The following is a 22,236-nucleotide window of genomic DNA, read 5'->3' as shown; positions in this document are numbered from 1 at the left end:
TGGCGGGCGAGGGGCGTGCATATCAGAGCTCGCCTGATTGGGGAAACAACGTCTGGCCGTGCGAAAATGAGCCCACGAACCTTTCCCACATACAGGCATATGATGGAGGTGGCTGCTGGTGATAGCCATGACAGGTGCCTTCTTCGGCGCGTCTGTCATCGCCTACCCCCTGGTTCGCCTCCTCGGCCGCAGCGGCTTCTTCTACCTCGCCCTCGTCCCCCTGGCCGGACTGCTCTTCAGCCTGTCGACGATCCCCGATCTCTTCGGACCGGACCCGCGGCCCTTGGTCGAGACGCTCGACTGGCTGCCGGCGCTCGGGCTCGAAGGCGTGTTCCGACTCGACGTGCTCTCGTGGATCATGGCGCTGCTCGTCACCGGCATCGGGGCGCTCGTCTTCGTTTACTGCGCTCGCTACTTCCCGCCCGACGAACCCGGACTGGCCCGCTTCGCCGGCATCTTCATGGCCTTCGCGGGCATGATGTACGGACTCGTCATCGCCGACGAGCTGCTCATGCTCTATCTGTTCTGGGAAGGCACCACCGTCTTCTCGTATCTGCTCATCGGCCACAGCCAGTCCCGCCGACGCTCCCGCCAGGCGGCCCTGCAGGCGCTGATCGTCACCACCGCCGGCGGCCTGGCCATGCTCGTGGGGATGGTCCTGCTCATCACCGCCACCGGCACGGGGCGGATCTCGGCGCTCATCGACCGCGCCCAGCTGGGCATGGACACCGGGCCGGTCATCGTCTCCGCGGTCATCCTCATCCTCGTCGGCGCGATCTCGAAGTCCGCCCTCATGCCCTTCCACTTCTGGCTGCCCGGTGCCATGGCCGCCCCCACACCGGTCAGCGCCTATCTCCACGCCGCGGCCATGGTCAAGGCCGGCATCTACCTCGTGCTGCGTCTGGCGCCGGGCTACAACAACATCCCCGGCTGGTCGGAGACGCTGCTGACACTGGGCCTGCTGACCATGTTCATCGGCGGCTGGCAGGCGCTGAAGCAGACCGACCTCAAACTGCTGCTGGCCTTCGGCACGGTCTCACAGCTGGGCTTCCTCACGACGATGGCCTCCTTCGGCACCCCCGACATCACGAAGGCGGCGCTGGGCCTGCTCATCGCCCACGCACTGTTCAAGTCCTGCCTGTTCCTGTGCGTGGGCATCATCGACCACCGGGCCGGCACCCGTGACCTCACGAAGCTCTCCGGCGGCTGGAGGGCCTTCCCCGTCGTCGCCGTGTGCGCGACGATCGCGGCCGCCTCGATGGCCGGGGTGCCCCCGCTGCTCGGCTTCGCCGCGAAAGAGGCCGCCTACTCGACCCTGCTGGCGTCTCCGGACAAGACCTCGGTCATCGGCTTCATCGGCATCATGATCGGTTCGGTCCTCACTGTCGCATATTCGGCCCGATTCGTCTGGGGCGCCTTCTCGTCCAAGCCCGGCGTCGACGACATCGCCCGCCGCGACGAGAAGCTCACTCTCGTGATCTCCCCGATCATCCTCACCGCGCTCACCTTGGCCCTGGGGCCGGGGGCCGGCCTCCTCGACGGCTACTTCTCCGCCTGGACCTCCGCGCTGCCGGTCGTGGCGGCCGGGGACGGGCATTACCATCTCGCGCTGTGGCACGGCCTCGAACCGGCGCTCGCCTACTCGGCCGTGACGATCGCGGCCGGCGTGACGCTCTTCGTCCTCCGTCGCCCGTTCGCGAGGGTGCAGACGACGCTGCCGTCGGGAATCGACTTCCACGAGCTCTACCGGAAGATGATCGGCTGGATGGAGGCGCTGGCCCTGTGGGTGACCGCACGCACCCAGCGCGGTTCGCTGCCGTTCTACCAGGGAGTGGTCTACCTCGTCCTCGTCGCGGGAATCGGCCTGGCCGTCATCGTCAACGACACATGGAACATCGAGTTCCGGCTGGCCGACACCCCTCTCGACCTCATCGTCGCCTCCGTCCTCATCATCGTCGCGATCGCGGCGACCAGGGCGAAGAAGCGCTTCACCGCCGTCGTCGTCACCGGCATCTCCGGCTATGCGATGGTCGCCTACTTCGCCTTCGTCGGCGCACCGGACCTGGCCCTGACCCAGGTGCTGGTCGAGACCATCACGATCGTCGTCTTCGTCCTCGTCCTCCGTCGCCTGCCGGCACGCATCGGTGAGTCCACCGGCCGCTTCACCCCGGCCTGGCGCGCGATCATCGGCGGTGCCGTGGGCATCACGGTGATGCTCGTGGTCCTCATCGCCGCGGGAGTGCGCGTGGCCGATCCGATCTCGACGGACTTCGGCCAGCTCGCCTACGAGATCGGGCACGGCCGCAACATCGTCAACGTCACCCTCGTCGACATCCGCGCCTGGGACACCATGGGCGAGATCTCCGTGCTCGTGGCCGCAGGCACGGGTGTCGCCGGGCTCATCTTCGTCCGCGGACGCGAAGGCCACCTCCACCGTTTCGAGAGGAAGAGAGACGGCACCGAGGCGGCCGGCCGGGTCCGCTTCCAGCCCGTGTCCGAAGAGGTCTCCGACATCCACCATCCGGGTCGCGAGGGCCTGTCGCAGAAGCGCGTGTCCTGGCTCATCGCCGGTCGGACCCTGGCCCCGCGCAACCGCTCCATCATCCTCGAGGTGACCGCGCGCCTGATCTTCCACGCCGTCCTCGTCTTCTCCGTCTACCTCCTCTTCGCCGGCCACAACGATCCCGGCGGCGGCTTCTCCGGCGGACTCGTCGCCGGGCTCGCTCTCGTCGTGCGCTATCTGGCCGGAGGCAAGTACGAACTCGCCGAGGCGGCCCCCTTCACTCCCTCGGCGATGCTCGGCACCGGCCTCGTCACCGCCATCGGCACCGTCATCGGCGGCTGGGTGTGGGGTGAGACCGTCTTCGACTCCGTCTACCTCGAGGGCGATGTGCCGCTGCTGGGGCATCTGTCCTTCGGCACCTCGACCTTCTTCGACATCGGCGTCTACCTCATCGTCATCGGTCTGATGCTCGACATCCTCCGCTCGTTGGGCGCCGAGGTCGACCTGCATCAGGAGCGCGACGAGATGATGCTGGCCGACCGCATCCACGACAACATCAACTTCTCCGAGAACATGGGCGCCACCGCCGAACACCGTGCCGTGTCCGAGATCATGGATCGGGTCAACGAGCTCGACGTCGACAACGGTGCGGAAGGGGGCCGCCTATGAGCATGCCCTTCGTCATGGTCCTGGCCATGGGCGTCCTCTTCGCCTCGGGCATCTACCTCATGCTCGAACGCTCGTTGACCCGCGTTCTGCTCGGATTCATCCTGCTCGGCAACGGCGTCAACCTGCTCATCATCCTCACCGCCGGCCGCGGAGCCCCGCCCCTGACCGACGGGAAGAACCTCTCGACAGCGGGCATGTCCGATCCGCTGCCGCAGGCGCTCATCCTCACGGCCATCGTCATCACCTTCGCCGTGACCGCGTTCCTGCTGGCGATGATCTACCGCTCCTGGAGGCTCATGCGCGCCGATTCGCTGCAGGACGACGACACCGACCTCCAGGTCGCGATCACGAAGGTCATCGACTCCGAGGCGGAGGCGAGCACGGACTACGACGACACCGAGTTCGGTGACGAGGCCGAATCCCCGATCACCGGCGCCGTGGACCTCGACGACGACGGCACGCCCGATGAGAGGGACGAGATCGCCGAGGAGATCGACGACGCCTCCACTCCGAACGAGGCCGATGACATCGCCGAGGCGGCCGCGAACTCACAGACCCGGGCGCACTCCGCCGACGAGGCCCAGGCGGCCGAATCGGCGCAGGAGGCGAAGCAGCCGGAAGAGGAGTCCGATGACCGGCCCGAGAAAGGGGACCGGCCATGATCGATCTCCTGCCCGTCCTCGTTCCGCTGCCCGTGCTCCTGCCGCTCATCGGCGCCGGCATCGCGCTCATCCTCTCGAAGCACACGCGGGCCCAGAACATCGTCTCGATCGCCATCCTCTGCGCCGTCATGGTCATCGCCACGTTCATCCTCGTCGGCACCGACGCGCACGGGCCGCAGGTGGTCGCCATCGGCGGCTGGCAGCCGCCGAAGGGCATCGTGCTCGTGGCCGACAGGCTCTCGGCCCTCATGCTCATCGTCTCCGCACTGGTGACCCTGTGCGTGCTCGTCTACGCACTGAGCCAGGACGCCAACGACGACTCGAACGAGACCCCGGTCTCCGTGTTCAACCCCAGCTATCTGGTGCTGTGCGCGGGCATCGCGAACTCCTTCCTCGCCGGGGACCTGTTCAACCTCTACGTCGGCTTCGAGATGTTCCTCGTTGCCTCCTACGTGCTGCTCACGCTCGGTGCCACGGCCGAGCGGATCCGAGCGGGAGTCACCTACGTGATCATCTCGCTCGTGTCCTCGGTCATCTTCCTCGCCGCGATCGGCATCATCTATGCCGCGACCGGCACGGTGAACATGGCACAGCTGTCGGAGCGGCTGAGCGACCTGCCGTCCGATGTGCAGATGATCCTTCACGTGATGCTCCTGCTCGGATTCGGCATCAAGGCTGCGATCTTCCCGCTCTCGTTCTGGCTGCCCGACTCCTACCCGACGGCCCCGGCCCCGGTCACCGCGGTGTTCGCGGGACTGCTGACGAAGGTCGGCATCTACGCGATCATCCGCACGGAGACGCTGCTGTTCGCCGATTCTTCGCTCCGCGTGCCCCTGCTCATCGCCGCCGGCCTGACCATGCTCGTGGGCATACTCGGCGCGATCGCACAGTCGGAGATCAAGAGGATCGTGTCCTTCACCCTGGTCTCCCATATCGGCTACATGCTCTTCGGCGTCGCCTTGGGCACGAGCGTCGGGCTGTCCGCGGCGATCTACTACACGGTCCACCACATCATCGTCCAGACCGCGCTGTTCCTGGCCATCGGTCTCGTGGAGATGCGCGGCGGCTCCACCTCGACGCGGTCGCTGGGCGGACTGATGGTGCTCTCGCCCGTGCTCACGATCATCTTCTTCATCCCGGCCCTCAACCTCTCGGGCATCCCGCCGTTCTCCGGGTTCATCGGCAAGGTCGCGCTCTTCCTCGCCGGGTTCGACGACCGTGCCTGGCTGCCCACCGTCCTCATCGTCGCGGGCACCGTGACGAGTCTGCTCACGCTCTACGTCATCGGCCGCACATTCAACCTCGCATTCTGGCGCGACCCAGCCGACGTCGAGGAGCCCAATGCGGACCTCGTCGACGAGTTCGCCGACCGCAAGAAGACGCTGCTGGCCGGGCGGAAGTGGACCTCTCAGATCGGGGTGCCCCCTGCTATGGTGGTGGCCACCTCGGTGGTCGTCGCCGCCTCCCTCGTGCTCACGCTCGCGGCAGAGCCTCTGTGGGGGATGGCGGACCGGGCCGCCGTGAATCTGCAGACCCCGGTCGACTACATCACCAACGTGCTCGGAGGTGAGGACGGATGAGTGCGAACCGAGCGCGGATGACGCGGGGCAGAGGCCTCGTCCAGCAGCTCGTGCTGGTCGTCTCTCTCGTCCTGCTGTGGCTGATGCTGTGGGACTCCGTGACCGTGGTCTCCGTCGTCTCCGGCATCGTCATCGCCTTCCTCGTCACCCGCGTCTTCTACCTGCCGCCGGTGGTACTCTCGGGCCGCTTCAACGTCTGGCATGCGTTGGTCTACGGACTGTGGTTCCTCTACTCGGTCCTCCACGCGTCCATCGAGGTCGCCTGGTACGCCTTCCGCAGGCGCGCCGTCGGCGCCGGCTCGGTCGTCGCCTGCGATCTGCGCACGAGTTCGGACCTCGTGCTCACGCTCATCGCCGACACCGCCAGCCTCATCCCGGGTTCGATCATCATCGACAGCGACCGTGCGATGGGCATCCTCTACCTGCACTTCCTCGACTGCGACTCCGAGGAGAAGGTGCGCCGGGCCAAGGCGCAGGTCTACCACATCGAAGAACTGCTCATCCGCACGCTCGGTTCGCACCGTGACCTCGCAGCGCTGCGGTCCCGCCCCGATCCTCTGAACGAGACGCCGGGAGGACGCGCATGAGCCAGATCGTCATCGACGTCCTCATCATCGCCGGTTCGGTGCTCCTGGCCGCTTCGGTGATCATCGCGCTCTACCGGATCGTCCGCGGGCCCTCGATTCTCGACCGCATGATCGGCACCGATGTGGTGCTCGCATCGATCATGTGCGGACTCGGCGGCTATATGGCCCTGTCCGACCGTACCGATCTGCTGCCCGTGCTCATCGTCCTCGCGATGCTCGGCTTCGTCGGGTCCGTGAGCGTGTCCCGGTACGTGTCGAAGTCCGATTCGATGACGCCCGGCGCTGAGGCGGGAGCGCTCAGCGACTTCTCCAACTCGGACTGGCACATGCCCCGCGACGGCCAGGGGAAGGCGACCGCCGAGGCCGCGCCCGAGTCCGCGGCGTACTCCGAGGTCGACGAGGTGACCGAGATCGAGGACCCGACCTTCGATCCGCACGCCGACGCGGACGGGGAGGGGTTGGGCACCGGCCCCGATCCGGGACCGGACGATGCCGAGGACCTGGGATCGGGAACCTCGGCGAAGAGAGGGGAGAACAATGGTCCTTGACATCATCTCCGCCGTGCTCATCTTCCTCGGCGCGCTCCTGTCGCTGGCCGCGGCGGTCGGTCTCGTCCGCTTCGGCGATCTGCTGTCCCGGATGCACGCGAGTGCGAAGCCCCAGGTCCTGGGCCTGATCCTCGTCGCTGTCGCGATCGCCGTCCAGTTCCCGACCTGGGCCACGGTGTCGACTCTGGCGATCATCATCTCCTTCCAGCTGGTCACGATCCCCGTCGCCACGCATATGGTCGGTCGCGCGGGCTATCGCACGAAGCACCTGCGCCGTTCTATGCTGTATCGAGACGAACTCGCCGAGGCGGTCGACCGTGCCGAGGCCAGAGAACTTGCCTGGGAACGCCAGAGAGGAATCGGAACTGACCACCATGACGGCTGACAACCACAATGAGGCCCAACCGCTCGTCCTGGTCGCCGATGACGAACCGGACGTGCTGGGTGCGGTGGTGCCCTTCCTCGAACGCTCCGGATTCCGGGTGCTGCCCGCCAGCGACGGACTGCTGGCGCTCGACGAGATCCACCGGCACAAGCCCGATGTCTGCGTCCTCGACGTGCTCATGCCCGGAGCCGACGGACGGCAGGTGCTGCGCCGACTGCGGCAGGAGGAGAACTGGGTGCCGGTGCTGCTGCTCACGCAGGTCGGCGAGGGCGTCGAGAGGGCCATGGCGCTGGAAGAGGGCGCCGACGACTACCTCAACAAGCCCTTCGACCCGCACGAACTCGTCGCTCGGATCCGCGCCGTGCTGCGCCGCACCCGCAATGACGGTCCGCCCCTGGCCACGGCCCCCGTTCTCGTGTCGAGTTTCGGCCTGCGCGTCGACCGGGTCGGTCGACGGGCCTGGCTCGGCCAGCGCGAACTCGTCGTCACCCCGAAGGGCTTCACTCTGCTCGAGTACCTCATGGTGCACAAGGACGAGCTCATCGAGCGCTCCCGTCTGCTCGAGGTGCTGTGGGGTTTCGAAGAGGCCGTGGGCACCCGTGCCGTCGATTCCCGCGTCGCCGAGCTGCGCCGGGTGCTTGGCGAAGACGCCGCCGAACCGAGATGGATCGCCACTGTGCAGGGGCGCGGCTACCGCTTCGTCGGCGAGGTCCGCGGTGAGGACGGGCAGAGGCGCGTATGACGAACTTCCTTGTCATCGAAGTCCAGGTCTGGCTGTTCCTGCTCCTCCTCGTCCTCGTGCTCGGCGGACTCGCCGTCGGTGCCTGGTTCGGGTGGAGGCACCTGAAGAAGCGCGAGACCGAACTGCGGGAGTCCGTCGAGGCGGCCGCGGCCGAGGACTCGCTGACCAAGCGCAACCGGATGCTCATCCGACTCGATCATGAGCTGAAGAACCCGCTCACGGCCCTGCGCACCTCGGCAGCGAGCATCCGCGAGGTCGTCCGTGCCGGCGGCACGCTGTCCGAGGTGGAGCCCGCGGCCAAACAGGTCGACGTGTCCTCCCGGCGAGTTGCCCGCCTGCTTGCGGATCTGCGCAGGCTCGCCGATGTCGAGACTCGCATCATCGAATACGCGCGCGTCGACCTCGATGCGCTCATCCACCAGGCAGTCGAGGACGCCTCGACTGCGCCCGGCGCGGAGGACCGGATGATCGTGGCCACCGTCGCGCGGGCTCCGTGGCGGCTGCCCGATGTCGCCGGCGAAGAGGACCTGCTGCTCACAGCGATCCTCAACCTGCTCGGCAATGCGCTCAAATACTCCTCGCAGGGCGAGGTCGTCGAACTGCGGGCCAATGAGCAGATCATCGACGGCCACCGCTGGGTCGTCGTCGAGGTCGCCGACACCGGCAGCGGCATTCCGCTGGCCGAGCAGGAGGCCGTGTGGGACGAACTCTCCCGCGGCTCCCGGGTGCGCGCGGTCGCCGGCTCCGGCATGGGCCTGTCGCTCGTGCGTGCGATCGTCACCCGCCACGGCGGCTCCGTGCAGCTGTTCAGCCAGGAGGGCGTGGGCACCTCGGTGCGCATGGTCCTGCCGGTGCTCGCCGACGCCGCGCCCGTGACCGTTCCCCAGATGGCCGATCACATGGATCGGGTCGTCGCAGGCTCGCGGCCCGTGCAGCCGACGCAGCAGGCGGATTCGGGGCAGGGCCCCGGGTTCCTCCCGCCGCGACAGCCGAACGAGGCCGAACTGCAGGGACGCATCCTCGGCACCCCGAGGCGGACCTCGAAGCGACGTCTCGAACGCATCGACGGCGCTCTCGTCAACCGGACCACGGGTGAGTCCGTCGCCGGTGGGCTGCCGCCGGATTCCGGACAGCACTCACAGTTCAAACCGCCGATGGCCCGACCGGATGCGGCGCATCCGGCTCATGGGCAGCCGCCGGCCGGCAGTCAGCCGGGCCCGCAGACTTTCGGGCAGCCGAACAGCGGCCCGCAGCCGCCCCACCCGCAGGTTCGGCCGAATCTTCCGCAGCGGCCCGGGCCGGAAGCGGGATACCCGCACCGGCACGATCAGGGTGACCGGCGGTGATCCCGACCGAGCCCTCGACGTCATCGAAGTCCTCAGCGAGATCCCGGATCACCGCAGCCGCCGGAGCGCTCGCCCTGAGCGTCGTCCTCAGTGGCTGCTCGGTCCTGCAGATCCGCACCGAGGACAAGGACGCCGGTCCGGTGCGAGTCGCCTTGGAGGAGACCGCAGGTCCCGAGCCCACGGGAGAGCCCACCGATGCGGGCGTGCCTGAGGGAATGTCGAGGAAGACGCTCAACCTCGGCGACACCTGCCCCGTGAAGATCAGCTTCGCCGTCGGTGAGGGGTGGACGGAGGGCAGCGGAAGCACGGACAGGATCCATGTCTTCACCCGCGGCACGGACAGCACCGATTCCGATGTGGTCCTGGTCAGCTGCACCGACGAATACGGCGGCAGCCCGCAGGAAGTCGTCGATTCGAAGCGCCGCTACACCTTCTCCGAACAGGACTCTCAGGTGCTCTCCGAACGGACCGGGTCCCTCGACGCCGGAGAGTACTGGAGCTTCCAAGGGGAACTCGGACCGACCGAGATCCTGGCCATCGACAGCGAACCCACCCTCATGTACGGCGTGCAGACCGGCTACAAACTCAACGGACGCCTCGTCAACCTCTCCATCGAGATGCGCACCCCGAAGGCTGACGCGAAAACAGCAGAGGAGTTCGAGACGATGCTGCCGACGGTGACCATCGACGACCAGAGAGTCCCGGCGCCGAGCTTCAGGTGAGGGACCCCGCGGGGACCGTCGCCCGGACAGCCCACGAGATCCGCCGGCCGGTCGTCGTTGCGAACTAGGATGGAGCAATGACGATCCACGACGCAGTGACCCGACTTCTCGACGCCCGCCGCCTGCAAGGCCTCCTGACGAATCAGGCCGGACGCGTCATCGCCCAGTACTCCTTCCTCAACTCCGAGGGCAACGCCTCGCTGAGCCATCTCGCCGATATCAGCGGAGAGCAGCCTCGCCGCATCACCCGCGGCGACCAGTCCGTCGGCCCGGTCGCACTGAGCGAGGACGGCACCATCGTCTTCGCGTCCAAACGCAGGGGCGAGGACGGCAAGGATGCCGACAGCCCGAGCCTGTGGGTCCTGCCCGACAATGGAGAGGCCCGCAAACTCGCCGATCATGAAGGCGGCTTCTCCCGGATCGAGATCAAGGGCGAGACCCTCATCGTCGAATTCCCCGTCCACACATGGGCCGCCGACGAGAACGACCATCAGGAATTCAGCGTCGAACGCAGCGAGGCGAAGGTCAGCGGCATCCTCCACACGGGTTTTCCCATCCGCCGCTGGGACCACGACCTGGGTCCGGGCGAGCAGACCCTGGCCGTGGCGAAGCTCAACGAGGAAGCCAACGATTTCCCCGAGGTCTCCGACGAACTCAGCCGCCCGGCCGGTCCTGACTTCCGGTATCTGTCCCTGCCCTCGGGGCGGCTCGTCGACTGGGCTGTCGACGACGAGGCCCGGTTCGTTCTCGTGCAGCTCGAGAAGCCGATACCCGGCCAGCTCGAGGCCAGCGAGATCTGGCGCATCGACCTCGAGGGGGAGCCCGAACTGCGGCGTCTGACGAAACCGGCCGCAGACCACGGCTTCAGCATCGAGGCCATCAGCCCGGACGGGACCAAGGCCCTGGTCAGCCGCGAGCAGTTCTGGACTCCACAGGCCAGCCTCGCCGTCGAACTCATGGTCCTCGACCTCGGGACGGCGACTCTGGAGCCGGTCTGGCCCGAGGCCGACTTCTGGTTCTCACCGATCTGGGTCGATGATTCGACGATCGTGGCCAGCACCGACGACCACGGGCGCGGCAGTGTCTTCATCGGCGGTCTCGACGATGAGCAGCCTCGGCGCCTCGTCGGGGGAGAGGGGCAGAAGTATACGTTCTCGGGCCTCGCGCTGCGCGGGGACACGGTCGTCGCGACCGCCTCGGCGATCGATGTCGCGCCTCTGCCGATCTCGATCGACCTCGACTCCGGCGTCATCAGCGAGCTCGCGAATCCGGCGACCGTCCTCGATGAGGAGGGCACGCTGACCGAGGTCGAGGCCCGCGCCGAGGACGGCACGCCGATCCGTGCGTGGCTGGTCGTGCCCCACGGGGAAGGGCCGCATCCGCTCGTCGTCTTCGCCCATGGCGGTCCGTGGGGATCGTGGAACGCCTGGACCTATCGATGGAATCCCGGCCCCTTCGCCGCCGCCGGCTATGCGGTGCTGCTGCCGGACCCGGCGATCTCCACCGGCTACGGGCAGGCGATGATCGACCGTGGTCAGCAGCAGCTCGGCGGCACGCCATTCACCGACATCATGTCGCTGACCGAGGCCGCGGGCTCACGTGCGGACATCGACGAGGAGCACATCGCTCTGGCTGGCGGCTCCTACGGCGGCTATATGGCCAACTGGGTCGCCGGGCACACGGGCAGCACATTCAAGTGCATCGTCACCCATGCCTCGCTGTGGAACACCACCTCGATGGGTCGGACCACGGACAACGCCTCATGGGATGCGGCGATGCGCGAGCAGTCGGCGGACTATTCTCCGCACCTCTTCGCCGCCGAGATCGAGGTCCCCGTGCTCGTCATCCACGGGGACAAGGACTACCGGGTGCCGATCGGGCAGGGACAGGAGCTGTGGTTCGATCTGCTCACCCAGGCGAAGACCCCGCTCGACGCCGACGGCGACACCCAGCATCGTTTCCTCTATTTCCCGGACGAAGGACACTGGATACTCGGCCGCGGCAACGCCGAGGTCTGGTACCGCACCGTGCTCGCCTTCCTCGACACGCACGTGCTCGGCATCGATGCGAATCGGGCCCGCACACTGGGGTGAGCCGAGCCGGCTCGCCCTCGCGGGAGGCCGGGGAGGGGCCTGTGAGTCCTCGGGGAGGCCGGGGAGGCCCCGGCGTCCCCGCGGAGTGCCGGCCGAGGGTGCGGCGTCCACGGGGAGTGCCGCTCAGCGCTGGGGGCTCGACCACTTCGCTCCGTTGGCCCAATAGGCCGAGATCTCCGTGAGGTCCCTGCCCTTCGTCTCCGGCGCGAAGCGGAAGACGAAGAGGAAGGCGAGCAGCGAGAGCACTCCGAAGACGATGAACACGCCCGCGCCGCCGATGAGGTCGAGCAGGCCCGGGAAGAACTGCGCGACGATCGCGTTGGCGACGAGGTCCGAGGTGAGCATGAGCGATGCTCCCAGAGCCCGGTACTTCGCGGGGAACGTCTCGCCCGCGTAGACCCAGACGAGGGACCCGAAGCCGAATGTGTAGCCCATTGTGAACGCGATGATCCCCACGACACCGGCGACCGTTCCCCAAGAAGTGCTGCCGGCCTCGCCGCCGAAGCTGAAGACGAGCACGAGCACGAGCGTCGAGACGATCATGATCCCGATGCCGGTGAGCAGAACGGGTCTGCGCCCGAGGCGGTCGACGATGAACATCGAGACGATGACCGCGATGAGAGCGAAGCTCTGCACGACCGCGGGCAGCCCGAGCAGCGAGCCGTAGCCGGTGAAGCCCATGGACTCGAAGATCGAGGGGGCGTAGTAGATCGTGGCATTGATGCCGGTGATCTGAATGAAGAACCCCAGCCCGATGACGAACATCGTGGCTTTGAGCAGATGTCCCCGGAACATGTCGACCAGATGCCCGCTCTCGGCCTCGAGCTCGGTCCGGATCAGACCGACTTCGTGGTCGATGTCGCGATCCGGTTCGAGGGCGCGCAGCGCATCTGCGGCTTCGGCTTCCCGCCCTTTGAGCATGAGCCAGTGAGGGGTCTCGCGCGCCCGCAGCAGCAGGATGAAGACGACCGCGGCAGGCAGTGCCGCGATCCCGAGCATGAGCCGCCAGGATTCGATGAGCGCCAATGCCCAGCACACCAAGTAGCCGACGACGATGCCGATGACGGTGGTGACCTGGTAGGCGACGAGGAGGCCGCCGCGCACGTTCGTCGGCGACGACTCCGCGATGAACACGGGGACGACGGCCAGGGCGATTCCGATGGAGACGCCGAGGAGCAGACGAGCCACCAGCAGCGACAAGTAGCCGGGGGCGAAGCCGGAGATGACGGAGAAGACGATGTAGCCGCCGGCGATGACGAACATCGTCCGGCGTCGCCCGATGGCGTTCGAGATCGGTCCGCCGCAGAGGGCTCCGGCGATCTGGCCGATGACGACCGCGGTGGCGAGTCCTCCGAGTTCGGCATTGCCCAGCCCGAGATCGGTTTCCAGGAACAGCAGGGCCCCGGCGATGTTCGAGATGTCGTAGCCGTAGGTGATGCCGAGCGCGACCGCGGCGACAGCGACGATCGTGACGAGACGAGGCGCTCGTCTGAGATCCGTGAGGAAAGCCATGCGGCTGCTCCTTCTTCCATCAAGACAGAATGCGTGAATATGGTGCTCGTCACATAAAACCGGACAGGGTTACTGTCTGTCAAGGGAAAAATATGACACCATGATGGTTGAATCATCGTGAAACCGAGCAGAAAGATGATCGATGTCGAAACTTGGCGTGTTCATGGAAGAGGAGCTGCGCAGCCAGCCCGAGATGTGGGATCGAGCAGCCGACCTTGCCGCTTCCTCCTCTGCGAGGCCTGCGGACGGTGAGCGGATCGCCGTCATCGGCTGCGGGACATCATGGTTCGGCGCTCAGGTCTTCGCCTCGCTGCGCGAATCGCTGGGCAAGGGGGAGACCGATGCCTTCACCGCAAGCGAGTTCCCTGCCGCACGCAGCTACGACCGCGTGATCACGATCTCGCGATCCGGCACCACCACCGAGGTGGTCGCGGCCCTCGACGGTCTGCGCGACCGGGTGCCGGTGACCTCGATCCTCGGGGTCGAAGAATCACCGATCGGACAGCGTTCCGCCCACGTCGTCTATCTCGGCTTCGCCGATGAGCGGTCGGTCGTCCAGACGCGCTTCGGCACATCGGCGATCGTCGCCCTGCGTGCCTGGCTCGGCCAGGCCGAGGAACTTGCAGAGGCCGCGGCCGAGGCGAGGGCCGTGCTTGAAGGGGTCGCCGCGGATTTCGCTGAGGTCGACCCGGCCGTCATCGATGAGACTCTGCTGAGCGCGGAGCAGTTCAGCTTCCTCGGCATGGGGTGGACCTGGGGGCTGGCCAACGAGGCCGCGCTGAAGCTGCGCGAGTCCGCACAGGCATGGACCGAGTCCTACTCCTCGATGGAATACCGCCACGGACCCATCGCCATCGCCGCTCCAGGACGCGTCAGCTGGCAGTTCGGTGAGCCGCCGGCAGGACTGCGGGAGCAGGTCGAAGCCACAGGAGCGCGATTCGAATATGCCGACCGCGATCCTCTGGCCGATCTCGTCCGCCTCCATGTGCTCGCTCTGCTCCGGGCCCGCCGGGCCGGAGTCGATCCCGACAATCCGCGGTCTCTGTCCCGCTCGGTCGTGCTCGGCGGATGACTACGCGGGCGGAGATCCTTCGGGTGGCCGAGGGGCTGAACCTCGGTCGGGGACCGAGCGCACTCGCAGTCGACGTCGGAGGCACCGGCCTCAAGGCCGCACTGTTCGACTCGAGCGGCGACCTCGTCGATGCGGTCACCATGCCGACGCCCGAATGCGACAGCGGTTCCGGGACGGAGATCGTCGAGTTGGTCAGCGACATCCGCGATGAGTTCGCGGCCGGGCACGGCGACCATGAGGTCGGCGCGGCCGCCGTCGTCATCCCCGGAATCGTCGACGAGGAGAGCGGGGCCGGGATCTACTCCGCCAACCTCGGGTGGCGGGACGTGCCCTTCCGCTCTCTGCTCGCCGAGCGGCTCGGCCTCGAGATCGCGCTGGCGCACGATGTGCGCTCAGCCGGCCTGGCGGAATTCGAATTCGCCGAGGCGATGCCCGACGATGCCATGATGGTCACCATCGGCACAGGCGTCGCCGCCGCCATCCGAGCGGAGGGCCGGCTGATCTCTGCCGGAGGCTATGCCGGAGAGATCGGCTTCACCGAAGTCGCCGTGGACACCGCCGACGGTCTCTTCCGCGGACCCGTCGAGCACATCGCCTCGGCCGCCGCGATCGCCAAGCGCTACGCAACCCGCAGCGGCACGGCCGCGGCGGGATCGCTCGACGTCCTCGACGCCGTCCATGCCGATGACCCCGTCGCTCGGGAAGTCTTCGCCGAAGCCGTCGACGCCCTCGGCGCCGTCTGCGCGCAGCTCGTCGCCGTCACCGCCCCGGAGGCGATCGTGTTCGGGGGCGGACTCAGCGGTGCCGATGAGCTCATCCACGGTGTCGACACCGCGATGCGCCGCCGCCTGGACTTCCACCGCGTGCCGAGCATCCGGCGCGCCGCGCTCGGACCCGTGGCCGGGCTCATCGGCGCCGGCCTGCTGACGAGGGGGCGGGGATGAACACCGCTGCTCCTGGCATCATGACGGTGACGCTCAGCCCGGCACTCGACCTCACGATCACATCCGACGTCCTCGAGCCGGGCACCTCGCATCGAGTCCCGCCCGCGGTCGGGCGGCTCGGCGGGAAGGGGATCAATGTCGCCCGCGTCCTCACCGAGATCGGCCGACCGGTGTATGTGCTCGGACCGGTCGCGCCCGAGGAATGGCCGGACAGGGACAGGGTCTCCGGCAGCCCCGACGGCTCGGCCGCCGGGCAGATCTGGGACCTCACCGCCACCCCGTCCCGCCTGCGACGCAGCTATGCCATCGTCGAGGACTCCGGCCGAGCCACAGTGCTCAACGAACGCACCCGCCCGCACCCCGCCGAGGTCTGGGCGGAACTCGAAGCGAGCATCCTCCGCCGCCTGGCGGAACCGAACGTCGGAGTCCTCGTCATCTCCGGCTCGACCCCGAGCGACCTGCCCGCGGGCTTCTACGAGCGTGTCGTCTCCGCAGCCCGCCTCTGCCAGGTCCGCGTCATCGTCGACACCTCGGGTCCGGCCCTGCTCACCGCCGCACGCGCCGGCGCCGACTGGGTCAAACCCAACCGCGAGGAGCTGGCGGAGCTCGTGATCGATGAGATCCATGACGACGAGCCCGCCGTCGTCGACGCGGGCGCTCGCCTGCTCATCGAGGCCGGAGCGGGCTCCGTCCTCGTCTCCTGCGGCAGCGAGGGCATGATCCTCACCGACGGATCCGGGCCGCGCATGCGCGCGCGTCCGGGTTCCCCTCTGCGCGGCAATCCGACCGGAGCCGGAGACGCCTCGGTGGCCGCGCTGGCCCGATGGCTGGCCGACGCGGACGAGTGCGCAGACGGTGAGATCAGGACAGGACACGTGACGGCCGGGGACCACTCGCCGCGCGGTGCGGGTCCGCCGAGCGACGACGATGTTCGGGCCCTGCTCACGGACGCGGTCGCGCTCTCGGCCTCGGCTGTGCTCATGCCCCAGGCCGGGCAGATCCACACGGATTGGCGCGACCTGCGTGAGGGCATCATCCTCGAGCCGCTCGACCGACCGTTTCCCGCGGAGACGTCCCCCACCACACGACGAGAGTGAGAACATGACGAGAGAGACGACGCTCGACCTGCTGCGAGCCGCCGCGCCCGGAGCGGTGGGGGCCTTCAACGTCATCCATCTGGAATCGGCAGAGGCCATCGCCGCCGGGGCAGAGAAGGCAGGCGGCCCCGCGATCATGCAGATCTCGCAGAACTGCGTGAAATACCACGGCGGGCTCGCGCCCATCGCGCGCGCCACGATCGCCGTCGCCGAGGCCGCGCACGTGCCGATCGCCGTCCACCTCGACCACGCGACCGAGTTAGGACTCGTCACCGAGGCGATCGACCTCGGTTTCGACTCCGTGATGTACGACGGCGCCCACCTCGACTTCGCCGCCAATTGTGCGACCACCGCCGAGGTGGTCCGCCGGGCCCATACTCACGGAATCGGAGTCGAAGCCGAGCTCGGCGAGATCGGCGGGAAGGACGGAGCACACGCCCCCGGTGTGCGTACGAACCCCTCGGAGGCGGTCGATTTCGTCGCTGACACCGGCGTCGACGCCCTGGCCGTGGCAGTGGGCAGCTCCCACGCGATGGTCGAGCGCACCAGCACACTCGACCTCGCTCTCATCAGACGTTTGGATGAGGTCCTGTCGGTGCCGCTGGTGCTGCACGGCTCATCCGGCGTCGCCGAGGACGAGATCTCTCGGGCCGTCACCGCCGGAATGCGCAAGATCAACATCTCCACGCACCTGAACAGAGTCTTCACCGCCTCGGTGCGGGCGACCCTCGCAGCGCAGACCGACCTCGTCGACTCCCGGAAGTATCTCGGGCCCGCGCGGGAGGCGTTCGCAGGCGAGGTCGCTCACCTCATCGAGATGCTCTCCGGGTTTGCCAAACCGCGCGATGAGGACTGAAGCTTGGCGTATGAGCACGCGTGAAGATCGCCTCGATGCCATCCTGGCGAGGCTCGACGAGCAGGGTTCGGTCGGAGTCGAGGCGCTGAGCGGTGAACTCGAGGTCTCCGTGGCGACGATCCGCCGCGACCTCGGTCTGCTCGAACAGCGTCGGCTCGTCGAACGAACCCACGGCGGTGCCACTCGTCGTGCCGTCGACTACGAACTCTCCCTGCGCTACAAGGAAGCCGCTGCCACCGAGGCGAAGACCGCCATCGCCCGTGCTGCGGTCGATCGCATCCGTCCGGGGTCCGTCGTCGGGCTCTCCGGCGGGACGACGACATTCATGGTCGCCGACGCCCTCAGCGAGCGCGATGACCTCCTCGCCGACCTCACGATCGTCACCAACGCTGTCGACATCGCGAATCGGCTCGCCGTCCACCCCGGAGTCAGGGTGATCGTTTGCGGGGGAGTCATCAACACCTCGAGCTTCGAACTCGTCGGGTCCTTCGTCGACGGTGTGCTGCGCAGCATCTGGCTGGATCTCGCCTACGTCGGCGTCCACGCGATCTCCGCCACCGGGGGAGGGCTCACGGCCAACGTGGACGAAGCCTATGTCAACCGGCTCATGGCCGAACGGGCCGAACGGGCGATCGTCGTCGCAGACTCCTCGAAGTACGGTCGCCGATCCTTCGCCTCCGTCGGCGGTGCCGACGTGTTCCACACGATCATCACCGACGACCATCTCAGCGACAGCGGCCGCGATGAGCTCATCGCAGCCGGCTTCGAAGTCGAGCTCGCTGCGACGGGAGGGAAGAGCTGATGCCGACAGCAGCAGTCGCCGCCGAGCTCGTCATCCACGACACGGTCGTCCTCGACGGCGAACCGTCTCGGTTCCAGGCCTCCTCGGCCGATACGTGGCTCGCCGTCACCGGCGGAGAAGTCATCGCACGCGGGCGCGGTGCCGGGTGGAAGGACCTCCTGGCCTCGCCCGATGCCCGCATCATCGACGGTGCGGCCGGTTATGTCGCGCCCGCCTATGTCGACATCCACTGCCACGGGGCCGGTGGCGCCAGCGCCGAGGACGGCCGTGACGGTCTCGAGGAGATCCTCGCAGTGCACCGAGCACACGGCACTCGCGGGCTCGCGCTCTCCTACGTCTCGGACACGATCGACGGGCTCTGCCGAGCATTGGCCGAAGGCGCGGACGCTGCCCGCGAACGCCCCGGCATCATCGGCCTCCACGCCGAAGGGCCGTTCCTGTCCCGGGACTTCAAAGGCGCGCACGCACCCGAGGTCCTCACCGCGCCCACCCCGGACGCGGTCGAGCGGATCCTCACCGCAGCCGACGGACGACTCGTCCAGATCACTCTCGCCCCCGAGCTCCCGGGCGCCCTCGATGCGATCGCTCGATTCACCTCGGCGGGGGTCAGGGTCGCCATCGGGCACACCGCGGCCGACTATGCGCAGACAGCAGCCGCCTTCGACGACGGCGCGAGCATCCTCACCCATGCCTTCAACGGGATGCCGGGCATCCACCACCGTGCCCCCGGCCCGATCCTCGCCGCAGTCGAGGCCGCGCACGTGTCGCTCGAACTCATCAACGACGGTGTGCACGTGAGCGGGCCGGCGGCCCGCATGATCAGCGACCTCGCTCCGGGACGCATTGTGCTCATCACCGACGCGATGTCTGCGACCGGGATGAGCGATGGGCGCTATGAGCTCGGCTCGCTGCCGGTCGTCGTCGAGGACTCGGTGGCCAGGCTCGTCACTGCGGACGGCTCGCCCGGTTCGATCGCCGGCTCCACCCTGACCATGGACGAGGCGGTGAAACGCGCCGTCGCCGAGGTCGGGCTCAGCCCGTTCGAGGCCGTCCGGGCAGCGACGTCGGTGCCGCTGCGCGCCCTCGGGCTCGACCCGTCCGTTGACGGCGACCTGCTCGCGGTGGGCATGCCTGCCGATTTTCTGCTCTTGGACCCGGACATGGGCATCCGCGAATCGTGGATCGCGGGATGAGACCTCCGATCGGCTGATTCCCGGCCGGCCTCCGTGTGTGCCTCGACGGGTGCGACATGGCACGATTGAGGTATGGATGCCCTGCTCCTCATCGACACCGACGACGCCAGCTACCCCAACGACGACGCCATGGAGACCCTCGGCGATATCGTCACCCGCACTCGCGCAGTCGGAGGCGTGCTCATCTTCGCCTCCACGAAGGAGTCCCTCGCGGAGACTCCGGATGAGGAGCTGAGCGTGTTCGTGCCCGATGAGGAGGACCTCGTTCTGCGCTCGGAGGGCCCCGATGTCTTCGACAGCATCAGCGATCTTGCTCCCGGCCTGCACGACATGGCCGTCGACCGCATCGTCATCGCCGGTGCCGACGCTGCGCCCGGAGCCGTCTACGCCTCGGCGATGGCGGCGCTCGTGTGCAATTTCGACGTCATCGTCCTCTCCGATTCCACCACCGACCTCAAGGGCGCGCCCGTCGATTGGATGGGCTCCGCCGAGGAGGCAGGCGCCATGGTCAAGAAGACCGCCGACACCTGGCTGCGGATGTAGGTCCGATCGCGCGTCCTTGCTCGCATGGGCCATGAAGCTTTGTTTGTGGTCACAGCGCCGAGGAACAACGGCCGAAAAGGCGCATTCGCCTCGGCGCACTGACCATAAATGCTTGTGGGCCGAGCCGGCGTTCCTGGGCCGGCCGACTTTCCAGGCCGACCGTCAGTGGGTGAGGTGGGCGCGTTCGAGGTGAGCGCGGATCTGCCGCTCGAGCCTGCGCCGGTCGGTGCGGGAGGTCACTCTGATGAGCGCCCAGCCTTCGTGCTCGAGCGCATTCTCCCGGTCGATGTCCAGATTCCACTGGCGCGCGTCGGTGCGGTGGAAATCGCTTTCGTACTCGATCGCCAACCGTGCTGCGACGTAGCCGAGATCCGGTCGAATCGCTGTGTTCAGCTGCTCACAGAAGATCCGGGGGTGGACTTCGGGCTCGGGCAGACCGGCCGAAATGATCCACAGCCTGAGCTCGGTCTCTTTCGGGGAGTCGACATCGGGCCGGATGAGAGCAAGCGCCTCCTCGACGCGACGTCGATTCTTGACCGACTTACGGGATGTGAAGTGTCCCCGCAGCTGAGGGAGAGTGCACAGCCTCGGTCCATGCCATCTCCCGATCATCGCGTCCCCGATCATGACCAACGACGGGACATCGAGGGAAGCGGCGAACTGCAGGAAAAGCGAAGGGCCGGTCATCAGCTGGTGGCCGAACACGTTCGTTCGCTGAAAGTCGGAGACTCGGTGCAGGACGACTCCGGGACGACGAATTCGCAGATTCCGATCATCGACGGACACGTGCAGCTGTCCGTCCATGCTGCCGCTGGGAAGCGGCAGTCCGTAGAGCACGCCGGCAGATGCGTGGCTGGCGGCGACCTGCGGGTACTTCAGCTGGAGGGCGCGGAGCCTGAGTCCCATGCGGTCCCATTCTTCGTCTGCCCACTCGGGCGCAACCCGTGTGACCTGACGATTCGGGTCCGCGCGGATCCCGTACATCACGCGCTCGGTCGGTTCGGGGACTCGGAGCTTCCATTCGCTGATCCCGTGGCGTGCCGCGTCGCCGGACAGGAAGAGTCGAGGTGCAGAGCGTTTGTCTGTGTATCCGTTCATCCGCGTATCCTCACGGTCGTGGGTTCCAGTCGGAAAGGGCCCGCGGGGAGGCTGTGGATGATTTCCGGAGTCCAGTGGACCTGTGGAGGCGAGTGGGCCGAGTCGGGAGTCCTGGTTGTGGTCACTGCACCGAGGTGAAATCGGCAGAAATGTGGTTTCGCCTCGGTGCAGTGACCACACACGGGTCGATTGCTGTGGACAGTGGGCACATGAGTCGACATGCGAGGGGCGGTGCCATGGTCGAGAAGACCGCCGACGCCTGACCGCGGATGCAGGGACGCTCCGTTGCCCGCGAAGTTCTACATTGAGTAGAATGCGTGAGTGGGCTGAGAGTTCAGCTGTGAGAGCGTGGCCGCCGTCGGACACCCGCAGCTTCCCCGAGGCCCGAGAGGAGGACGCATGACCGGATGGACGAAATCCGCGCGTGCGCTCTTCGCCGCGCTCGTCACGACCCAGTTGGCGCTGCTCATGCACATCGGCGCCGGAGGAAGTGCTTCGCCGATCGGCACCGCCGTCGTCTTCGTCCTCGTGCTCTGGGCCGCGATGATCCTTGCGAGTCGACGTCTCGGCTATCTCAGCCTGAGCGCCCTGCTCGGCCTCGGACAAGTGCTCATGCACCTGACGATGAGCTGGTCCTCGGGCGCACAGATGGGCGCGCACACCGCCTCGGCGAGTGGCGGGTCCGGTCACGGCTCAATGGCCTCGGGGTCCCACTCCGGGCATCTCGTCCCCGCTTCGGGGTCCCTTGATCTGAGTTCTGCGACCGCGGCGGTGGGCCATTCGACTCACGGGGACACCTCGTCCGGCATGATCCTCGCCCACCTCGTCGCTGTTGCGCTCACCGCGGTGGTCCTCAAGCGCGGTGAGGACATCGTCCTCAGCATCCTGCAGCTGGCTCTGGGCCCCGTGATCGGTGCCATGCATGCCCTCGCCGAGGCGGCCGGAGTCCTGGCCGACCGACCGGCTCGGCTGCTTGCGAGCCGGTGCCCGCTGCCGCAGGCGATCGCCTCGGCAGTGGTCGGAGCGAACTATCGCCGCGGGCCGCCCGCACTCGTCTGACACCTCTTTCCGGTGGCGAATGCCACCGCGAACCACCCACCATGCGGTGACAGTCGAGCGCGCCGGGAAACGGCAGAGCTCCATCCGGAACGGTCTTCGCCCGGTTGTGACGCCTGCACTCACGCACGCCTGCGTCGCAGGTACGCCTGCACTCACGCACGCCTGCGGCACCACCTCGGCGTCGGTACCCGGCCGTGCTCGACTGCACCAGGAAAAGAAAGTG

The 22,236-nt window shown here is 67.6% G+C and carries 20 protein-coding genes; 18 read left to right on the top strand and 2 right to left on the bottom strand.

The features are described from left to right. The first annotated feature begins 127 nt into the window (after nt 1–127). The 10 genes from IIE29_RS05760 (at nt 128) to IIE29_RS05715 (ending at nt 11,837) form a co-directional block, all read left to right on the top strand. Nucleotides 128–3,172 (top strand): Na+/H+ antiporter subunit A, encoded by a 3,045-nt coding sequence (locus IIE29_RS05760; RefSeq protein ID WP_209324595.1) that lies wholly within the window; start codon nt 128–130, stop codon nt 3,170–3,172. Continuing rightward, complete coding sequence (locus IIE29_RS05755) at nt 3,169–3,834, top strand: Na(+)/H(+) antiporter subunit C (protein ID WP_209324283.1); 666 nt, start codon at nt 3,169–3,171, stop codon at nt 3,832–3,834. Before IIE29_RS05760 ends, IIE29_RS05755 begins: the two co-directional genes overlap by 4 nt. Then, complete coding sequence (locus tag IIE29_RS05750; RefSeq protein ID WP_209324282.1) at nt 3,831–5,414, top strand: Na+/H+ antiporter subunit D; 1,584 nt, start codon at nt 3,831–3,833, stop codon at nt 5,412–5,414. Before IIE29_RS05755 ends, IIE29_RS05750 begins: the two co-directional genes overlap by 4 nt. After that, complete coding sequence (locus IIE29_RS05745) at nt 5,411–6,001, top strand: Na+/H+ antiporter subunit E (RefSeq protein WP_209324281.1); 591 nt, start codon at nt 5,411–5,413, stop codon at nt 5,999–6,001. Before IIE29_RS05750 ends, IIE29_RS05745 begins: the two co-directional genes overlap by 4 nt. Continuing rightward, a complete protein-coding gene (locus tag IIE29_RS05740; RefSeq protein ID WP_209324280.1) occupies nt 5,998–6,549 on the top strand; it encodes an MrpF/PhaF family protein in 552 nt (183 codons plus the stop codon). The genes IIE29_RS05745 and IIE29_RS05740 overlap by 4 nt, the downstream gene beginning before the upstream one ends. Next, nucleotides 6,539–6,934: a monovalent cation/H(+) antiporter subunit G gene (gene mnhG / locus IIE29_RS05735; RefSeq protein WP_209324279.1), complete on the top strand. Its 396-nt coding sequence runs from the start codon at nt 6,539–6,541 to the stop codon at nt 6,932–6,934. The genes IIE29_RS05740 and mnhG overlap by 11 nt, the downstream gene beginning before the upstream one ends. Further along, nucleotides 6,924–7,676, top strand: a complete 753-nt coding sequence (locus IIE29_RS05730; protein WP_209324278.1) for a response regulator transcription factor — start codon at nt 6,924–6,926, stop codon at nt 7,674–7,676. The genes mnhG and IIE29_RS05730 overlap by 11 nt, the downstream gene beginning before the upstream one ends. Next, nucleotides 7,673–9,022, top strand: coding sequence for an ATP-binding protein (locus IIE29_RS05725; protein WP_209324277.1), 1,350 nt, complete (start codon nt 7,673–7,675; stop codon nt 9,020–9,022). Before IIE29_RS05730 ends, IIE29_RS05725 begins: the two co-directional genes overlap by 4 nt. Continuing rightward, nucleotides 9,019–9,744: a hypothetical protein gene (locus tag IIE29_RS05720; RefSeq protein ID WP_343071809.1), complete on the top strand. Its 726-nt coding sequence runs from the start codon at nt 9,019–9,021 to the stop codon at nt 9,742–9,744. Before IIE29_RS05725 ends, IIE29_RS05720 begins: the two co-directional genes overlap by 4 nt. Nucleotides 9,745–9,821: 77 nt before the next feature. Next, nucleotides 9,822–11,837, top strand: coding sequence for a S9 family peptidase (locus IIE29_RS05715; RefSeq protein WP_209324276.1), 2,016 nt, complete (start codon nt 9,822–9,824; stop codon nt 11,835–11,837). A 123-nt stretch (nt 11,838–11,960) separates the two neighbouring features. On the opposite strand, the gene IIE29_RS05710 is transcribed toward IIE29_RS05715, so the two are convergent. Then, nucleotides 11,961–13,349 carry a sugar porter family MFS transporter gene (locus IIE29_RS05710; protein WP_209324275.1) on the bottom strand — a complete coding sequence of 463 codons (1,389 nt, stop codon included), beginning with the start codon at nt 13,347–13,349 and terminating at the stop codon, nt 11,961–11,963. A gap of 142 nt (nt 13,350–13,491) precedes the next feature. Here IIE29_RS05710 and IIE29_RS05705 point away from each other — a divergent pair, with 142 nt between their 5' ends. The 7 genes from IIE29_RS05705 (at nt 13,492) to IIE29_RS05675 (ending at nt 19,856) form a co-directional block, all read left to right on the top strand. Further along, nucleotides 13,492–14,421 carry an SIS domain-containing protein gene (locus tag IIE29_RS05705; protein ID WP_209324274.1) on the top strand — a complete coding sequence of 310 codons (930 nt, stop codon included), beginning with the start codon at nt 13,492–13,494 and terminating at the stop codon, nt 14,419–14,421. A 23-nt stretch (nt 14,422–14,444) separates the two neighbouring features. Further along, on the top strand, nt 14,445–15,365 hold the full coding sequence (locus tag IIE29_RS05700; RefSeq protein ID WP_343071808.1) for an ROK family protein: 921 nt from the start codon (nt 14,445–14,447) through the stop codon (nt 15,363–15,365). Beyond that, nucleotides 15,362–16,462 (top strand): 1-phosphofructokinase family hexose kinase, encoded by a 1,101-nt coding sequence (locus IIE29_RS05695; protein ID WP_209324272.1) that lies wholly within the window; start codon nt 15,362–15,364, stop codon nt 16,460–16,462. Before IIE29_RS05700 ends, IIE29_RS05695 begins: the two co-directional genes overlap by 4 nt. A 4-nt stretch (nt 16,463–16,466) precedes the next feature. Then, the gene (locus IIE29_RS05690; RefSeq protein ID WP_209324271.1) at nt 16,467–17,318 is read left to right on the top strand and encodes a class II fructose-bisphosphate aldolase; all 852 of its coding nucleotides are present in this window, start codon (nt 16,467–16,469) and stop codon (nt 17,316–17,318) included. A 10-nt stretch (nt 17,319–17,328) separates the two neighbouring features. Continuing rightward, nucleotides 17,329–18,120, top strand: coding sequence for a DeoR/GlpR family DNA-binding transcription regulator (locus IIE29_RS05685; protein ID WP_209324270.1), 792 nt, complete (start codon nt 17,329–17,331; stop codon nt 18,118–18,120). Beyond that, nucleotides 18,120–19,313: an N-acetylglucosamine-6-phosphate deacetylase gene (locus tag IIE29_RS05680; RefSeq protein WP_209324269.1), complete on the top strand. Its 1,194-nt coding sequence runs from the start codon at nt 18,120–18,122 to the stop codon at nt 19,311–19,313. Before IIE29_RS05685 ends, IIE29_RS05680 begins: the two co-directional genes overlap by 1 nt. A 72-nt stretch (nt 19,314–19,385) precedes the next feature. Continuing rightward, the gene (locus IIE29_RS05675) at nt 19,386–19,856 is read left to right on the top strand and encodes a cysteine hydrolase family protein (RefSeq protein ID WP_209324268.1); all 471 of its coding nucleotides are present in this window, start codon (nt 19,386–19,388) and stop codon (nt 19,854–19,856) included. A 162-nt stretch (nt 19,857–20,018) separates the two neighbouring features. Here IIE29_RS05675 and IIE29_RS05670 read toward each other — a convergent pair whose 3' ends face one another. Further along, entirely contained in the window at nt 20,019–20,954 is a 936-nt protein-coding gene (locus tag IIE29_RS05670) for a hypothetical protein (protein ID WP_209324267.1), read from the bottom strand. Nucleotides 20,955–21,353: 399 nt separating this feature from the next. On the opposite strand from IIE29_RS05670, the gene IIE29_RS05665 reads away from it, so the two are divergent. Then, nucleotides 21,354–22,013 carry a hypothetical protein gene (locus IIE29_RS05665; RefSeq protein ID WP_209324266.1) on the top strand — a complete coding sequence of 220 codons (660 nt, stop codon included), beginning with the start codon at nt 21,354–21,356 and terminating at the stop codon, nt 22,011–22,013. Nucleotides 22,014–22,236 lie beyond the last annotated feature (223 nt).

The organism is Brevibacterium renqingii (assembly GCF_017808095.1).
Lineage (GTDB): Bacteria > Actinomycetota > Actinomycetes > Actinomycetales > Brevibacteriaceae > Brevibacterium > Brevibacterium renqingii.
The sequence above is the reverse complement of the archived record's forward strand: the minus strand, read 5'-3'. Positions and strand labels throughout refer to the sequence as shown.

Bases quoted from the DNA above. Each gene is read 5' to 3' on its own strand.
- IIE29_RS05715 (WP_209324276.1), top strand. From the start codon at position 9,822: ATGACGATCCACGACGCAGTGACCCGACTTCTCGACGCCCGCCGCCTG.
- IIE29_RS05740 (WP_209324280.1), top strand. From the start codon at position 5,998: ATGAGCCAGATCGTCATCGACGTCCTCATCATCGCCGGTTCGGTGCTC.
- IIE29_RS05730 (WP_209324278.1), top strand. From the start codon at position 6,924: ATGACGGCTGACAACCACAATGAGGCCCAACCGCTCGTCCTGGTCGCC.
- mnhG (WP_209324279.1), top strand. From the start codon at position 6,539: ATGGTCCTTGACATCATCTCCGCCGTGCTCATCTTCCTCGGCGCGCTC.
- IIE29_RS05665 (WP_209324266.1), top strand. From the start codon at position 21,354: ATGACCGGATGGACGAAATCCGCGCGTGCGCTCTTCGCCGCGCTCGTC.
- IIE29_RS05675 (WP_209324268.1), top strand. From the start codon at position 19,386: ATGGATGCCCTGCTCCTCATCGACACCGACGACGCCAGCTACCCCAAC.
- IIE29_RS05710 (WP_209324275.1), bottom strand. From the start codon at position 13,349: ATGGCTTTCCTCACGGATCTCAGACGAGCGCCTCGTCTCGTCACGATC.
- IIE29_RS05750 (WP_209324282.1), top strand. From the start codon at position 3,831: ATGATCGATCTCCTGCCCGTCCTCGTTCCGCTGCCCGTGCTCCTGCCG.
- IIE29_RS05685 (WP_209324270.1), top strand. From the start codon at position 17,329: ATGAGCACGCGTGAAGATCGCCTCGATGCCATCCTGGCGAGGCTCGAC.
- IIE29_RS05690 (WP_209324271.1), top strand. From the start codon at position 16,467: ATGACGAGAGAGACGACGCTCGACCTGCTGCGAGCCGCCGCGCCCGGA.
- IIE29_RS05755 (WP_209324283.1), top strand. From the start codon at position 3,169: ATGAGCATGCCCTTCGTCATGGTCCTGGCCATGGGCGTCCTCTTCGCC.
- IIE29_RS05680 (WP_209324269.1), top strand. From the start codon at position 18,120: ATGCCGACAGCAGCAGTCGCCGCCGAGCTCGTCATCCACGACACGGTC.
- IIE29_RS05705 (WP_209324274.1), top strand. From the start codon at position 13,492: ATGTCGAAACTTGGCGTGTTCATGGAAGAGGAGCTGCGCAGCCAGCCC.
- IIE29_RS05760 (WP_209324595.1), top strand. From the start codon at position 128: ATGACAGGTGCCTTCTTCGGCGCGTCTGTCATCGCCTACCCCCTGGTT.
- IIE29_RS05695 (WP_209324272.1), top strand. From the start codon at position 15,362: ATGAACACCGCTGCTCCTGGCATCATGACGGTGACGCTCAGCCCGGCA.
- IIE29_RS05725 (WP_209324277.1), top strand. From the start codon at position 7,673: ATGACGAACTTCCTTGTCATCGAAGTCCAGGTCTGGCTGTTCCTGCTC.
- IIE29_RS05670 (WP_209324267.1), bottom strand. From the start codon at position 20,954: ATGAACGGATACACAGACAAACGCTCTGCACCTCGACTCTTCCTGTCC.
- IIE29_RS05745 (WP_209324281.1), top strand. From the start codon at position 5,411: ATGAGTGCGAACCGAGCGCGGATGACGCGGGGCAGAGGCCTCGTCCAG.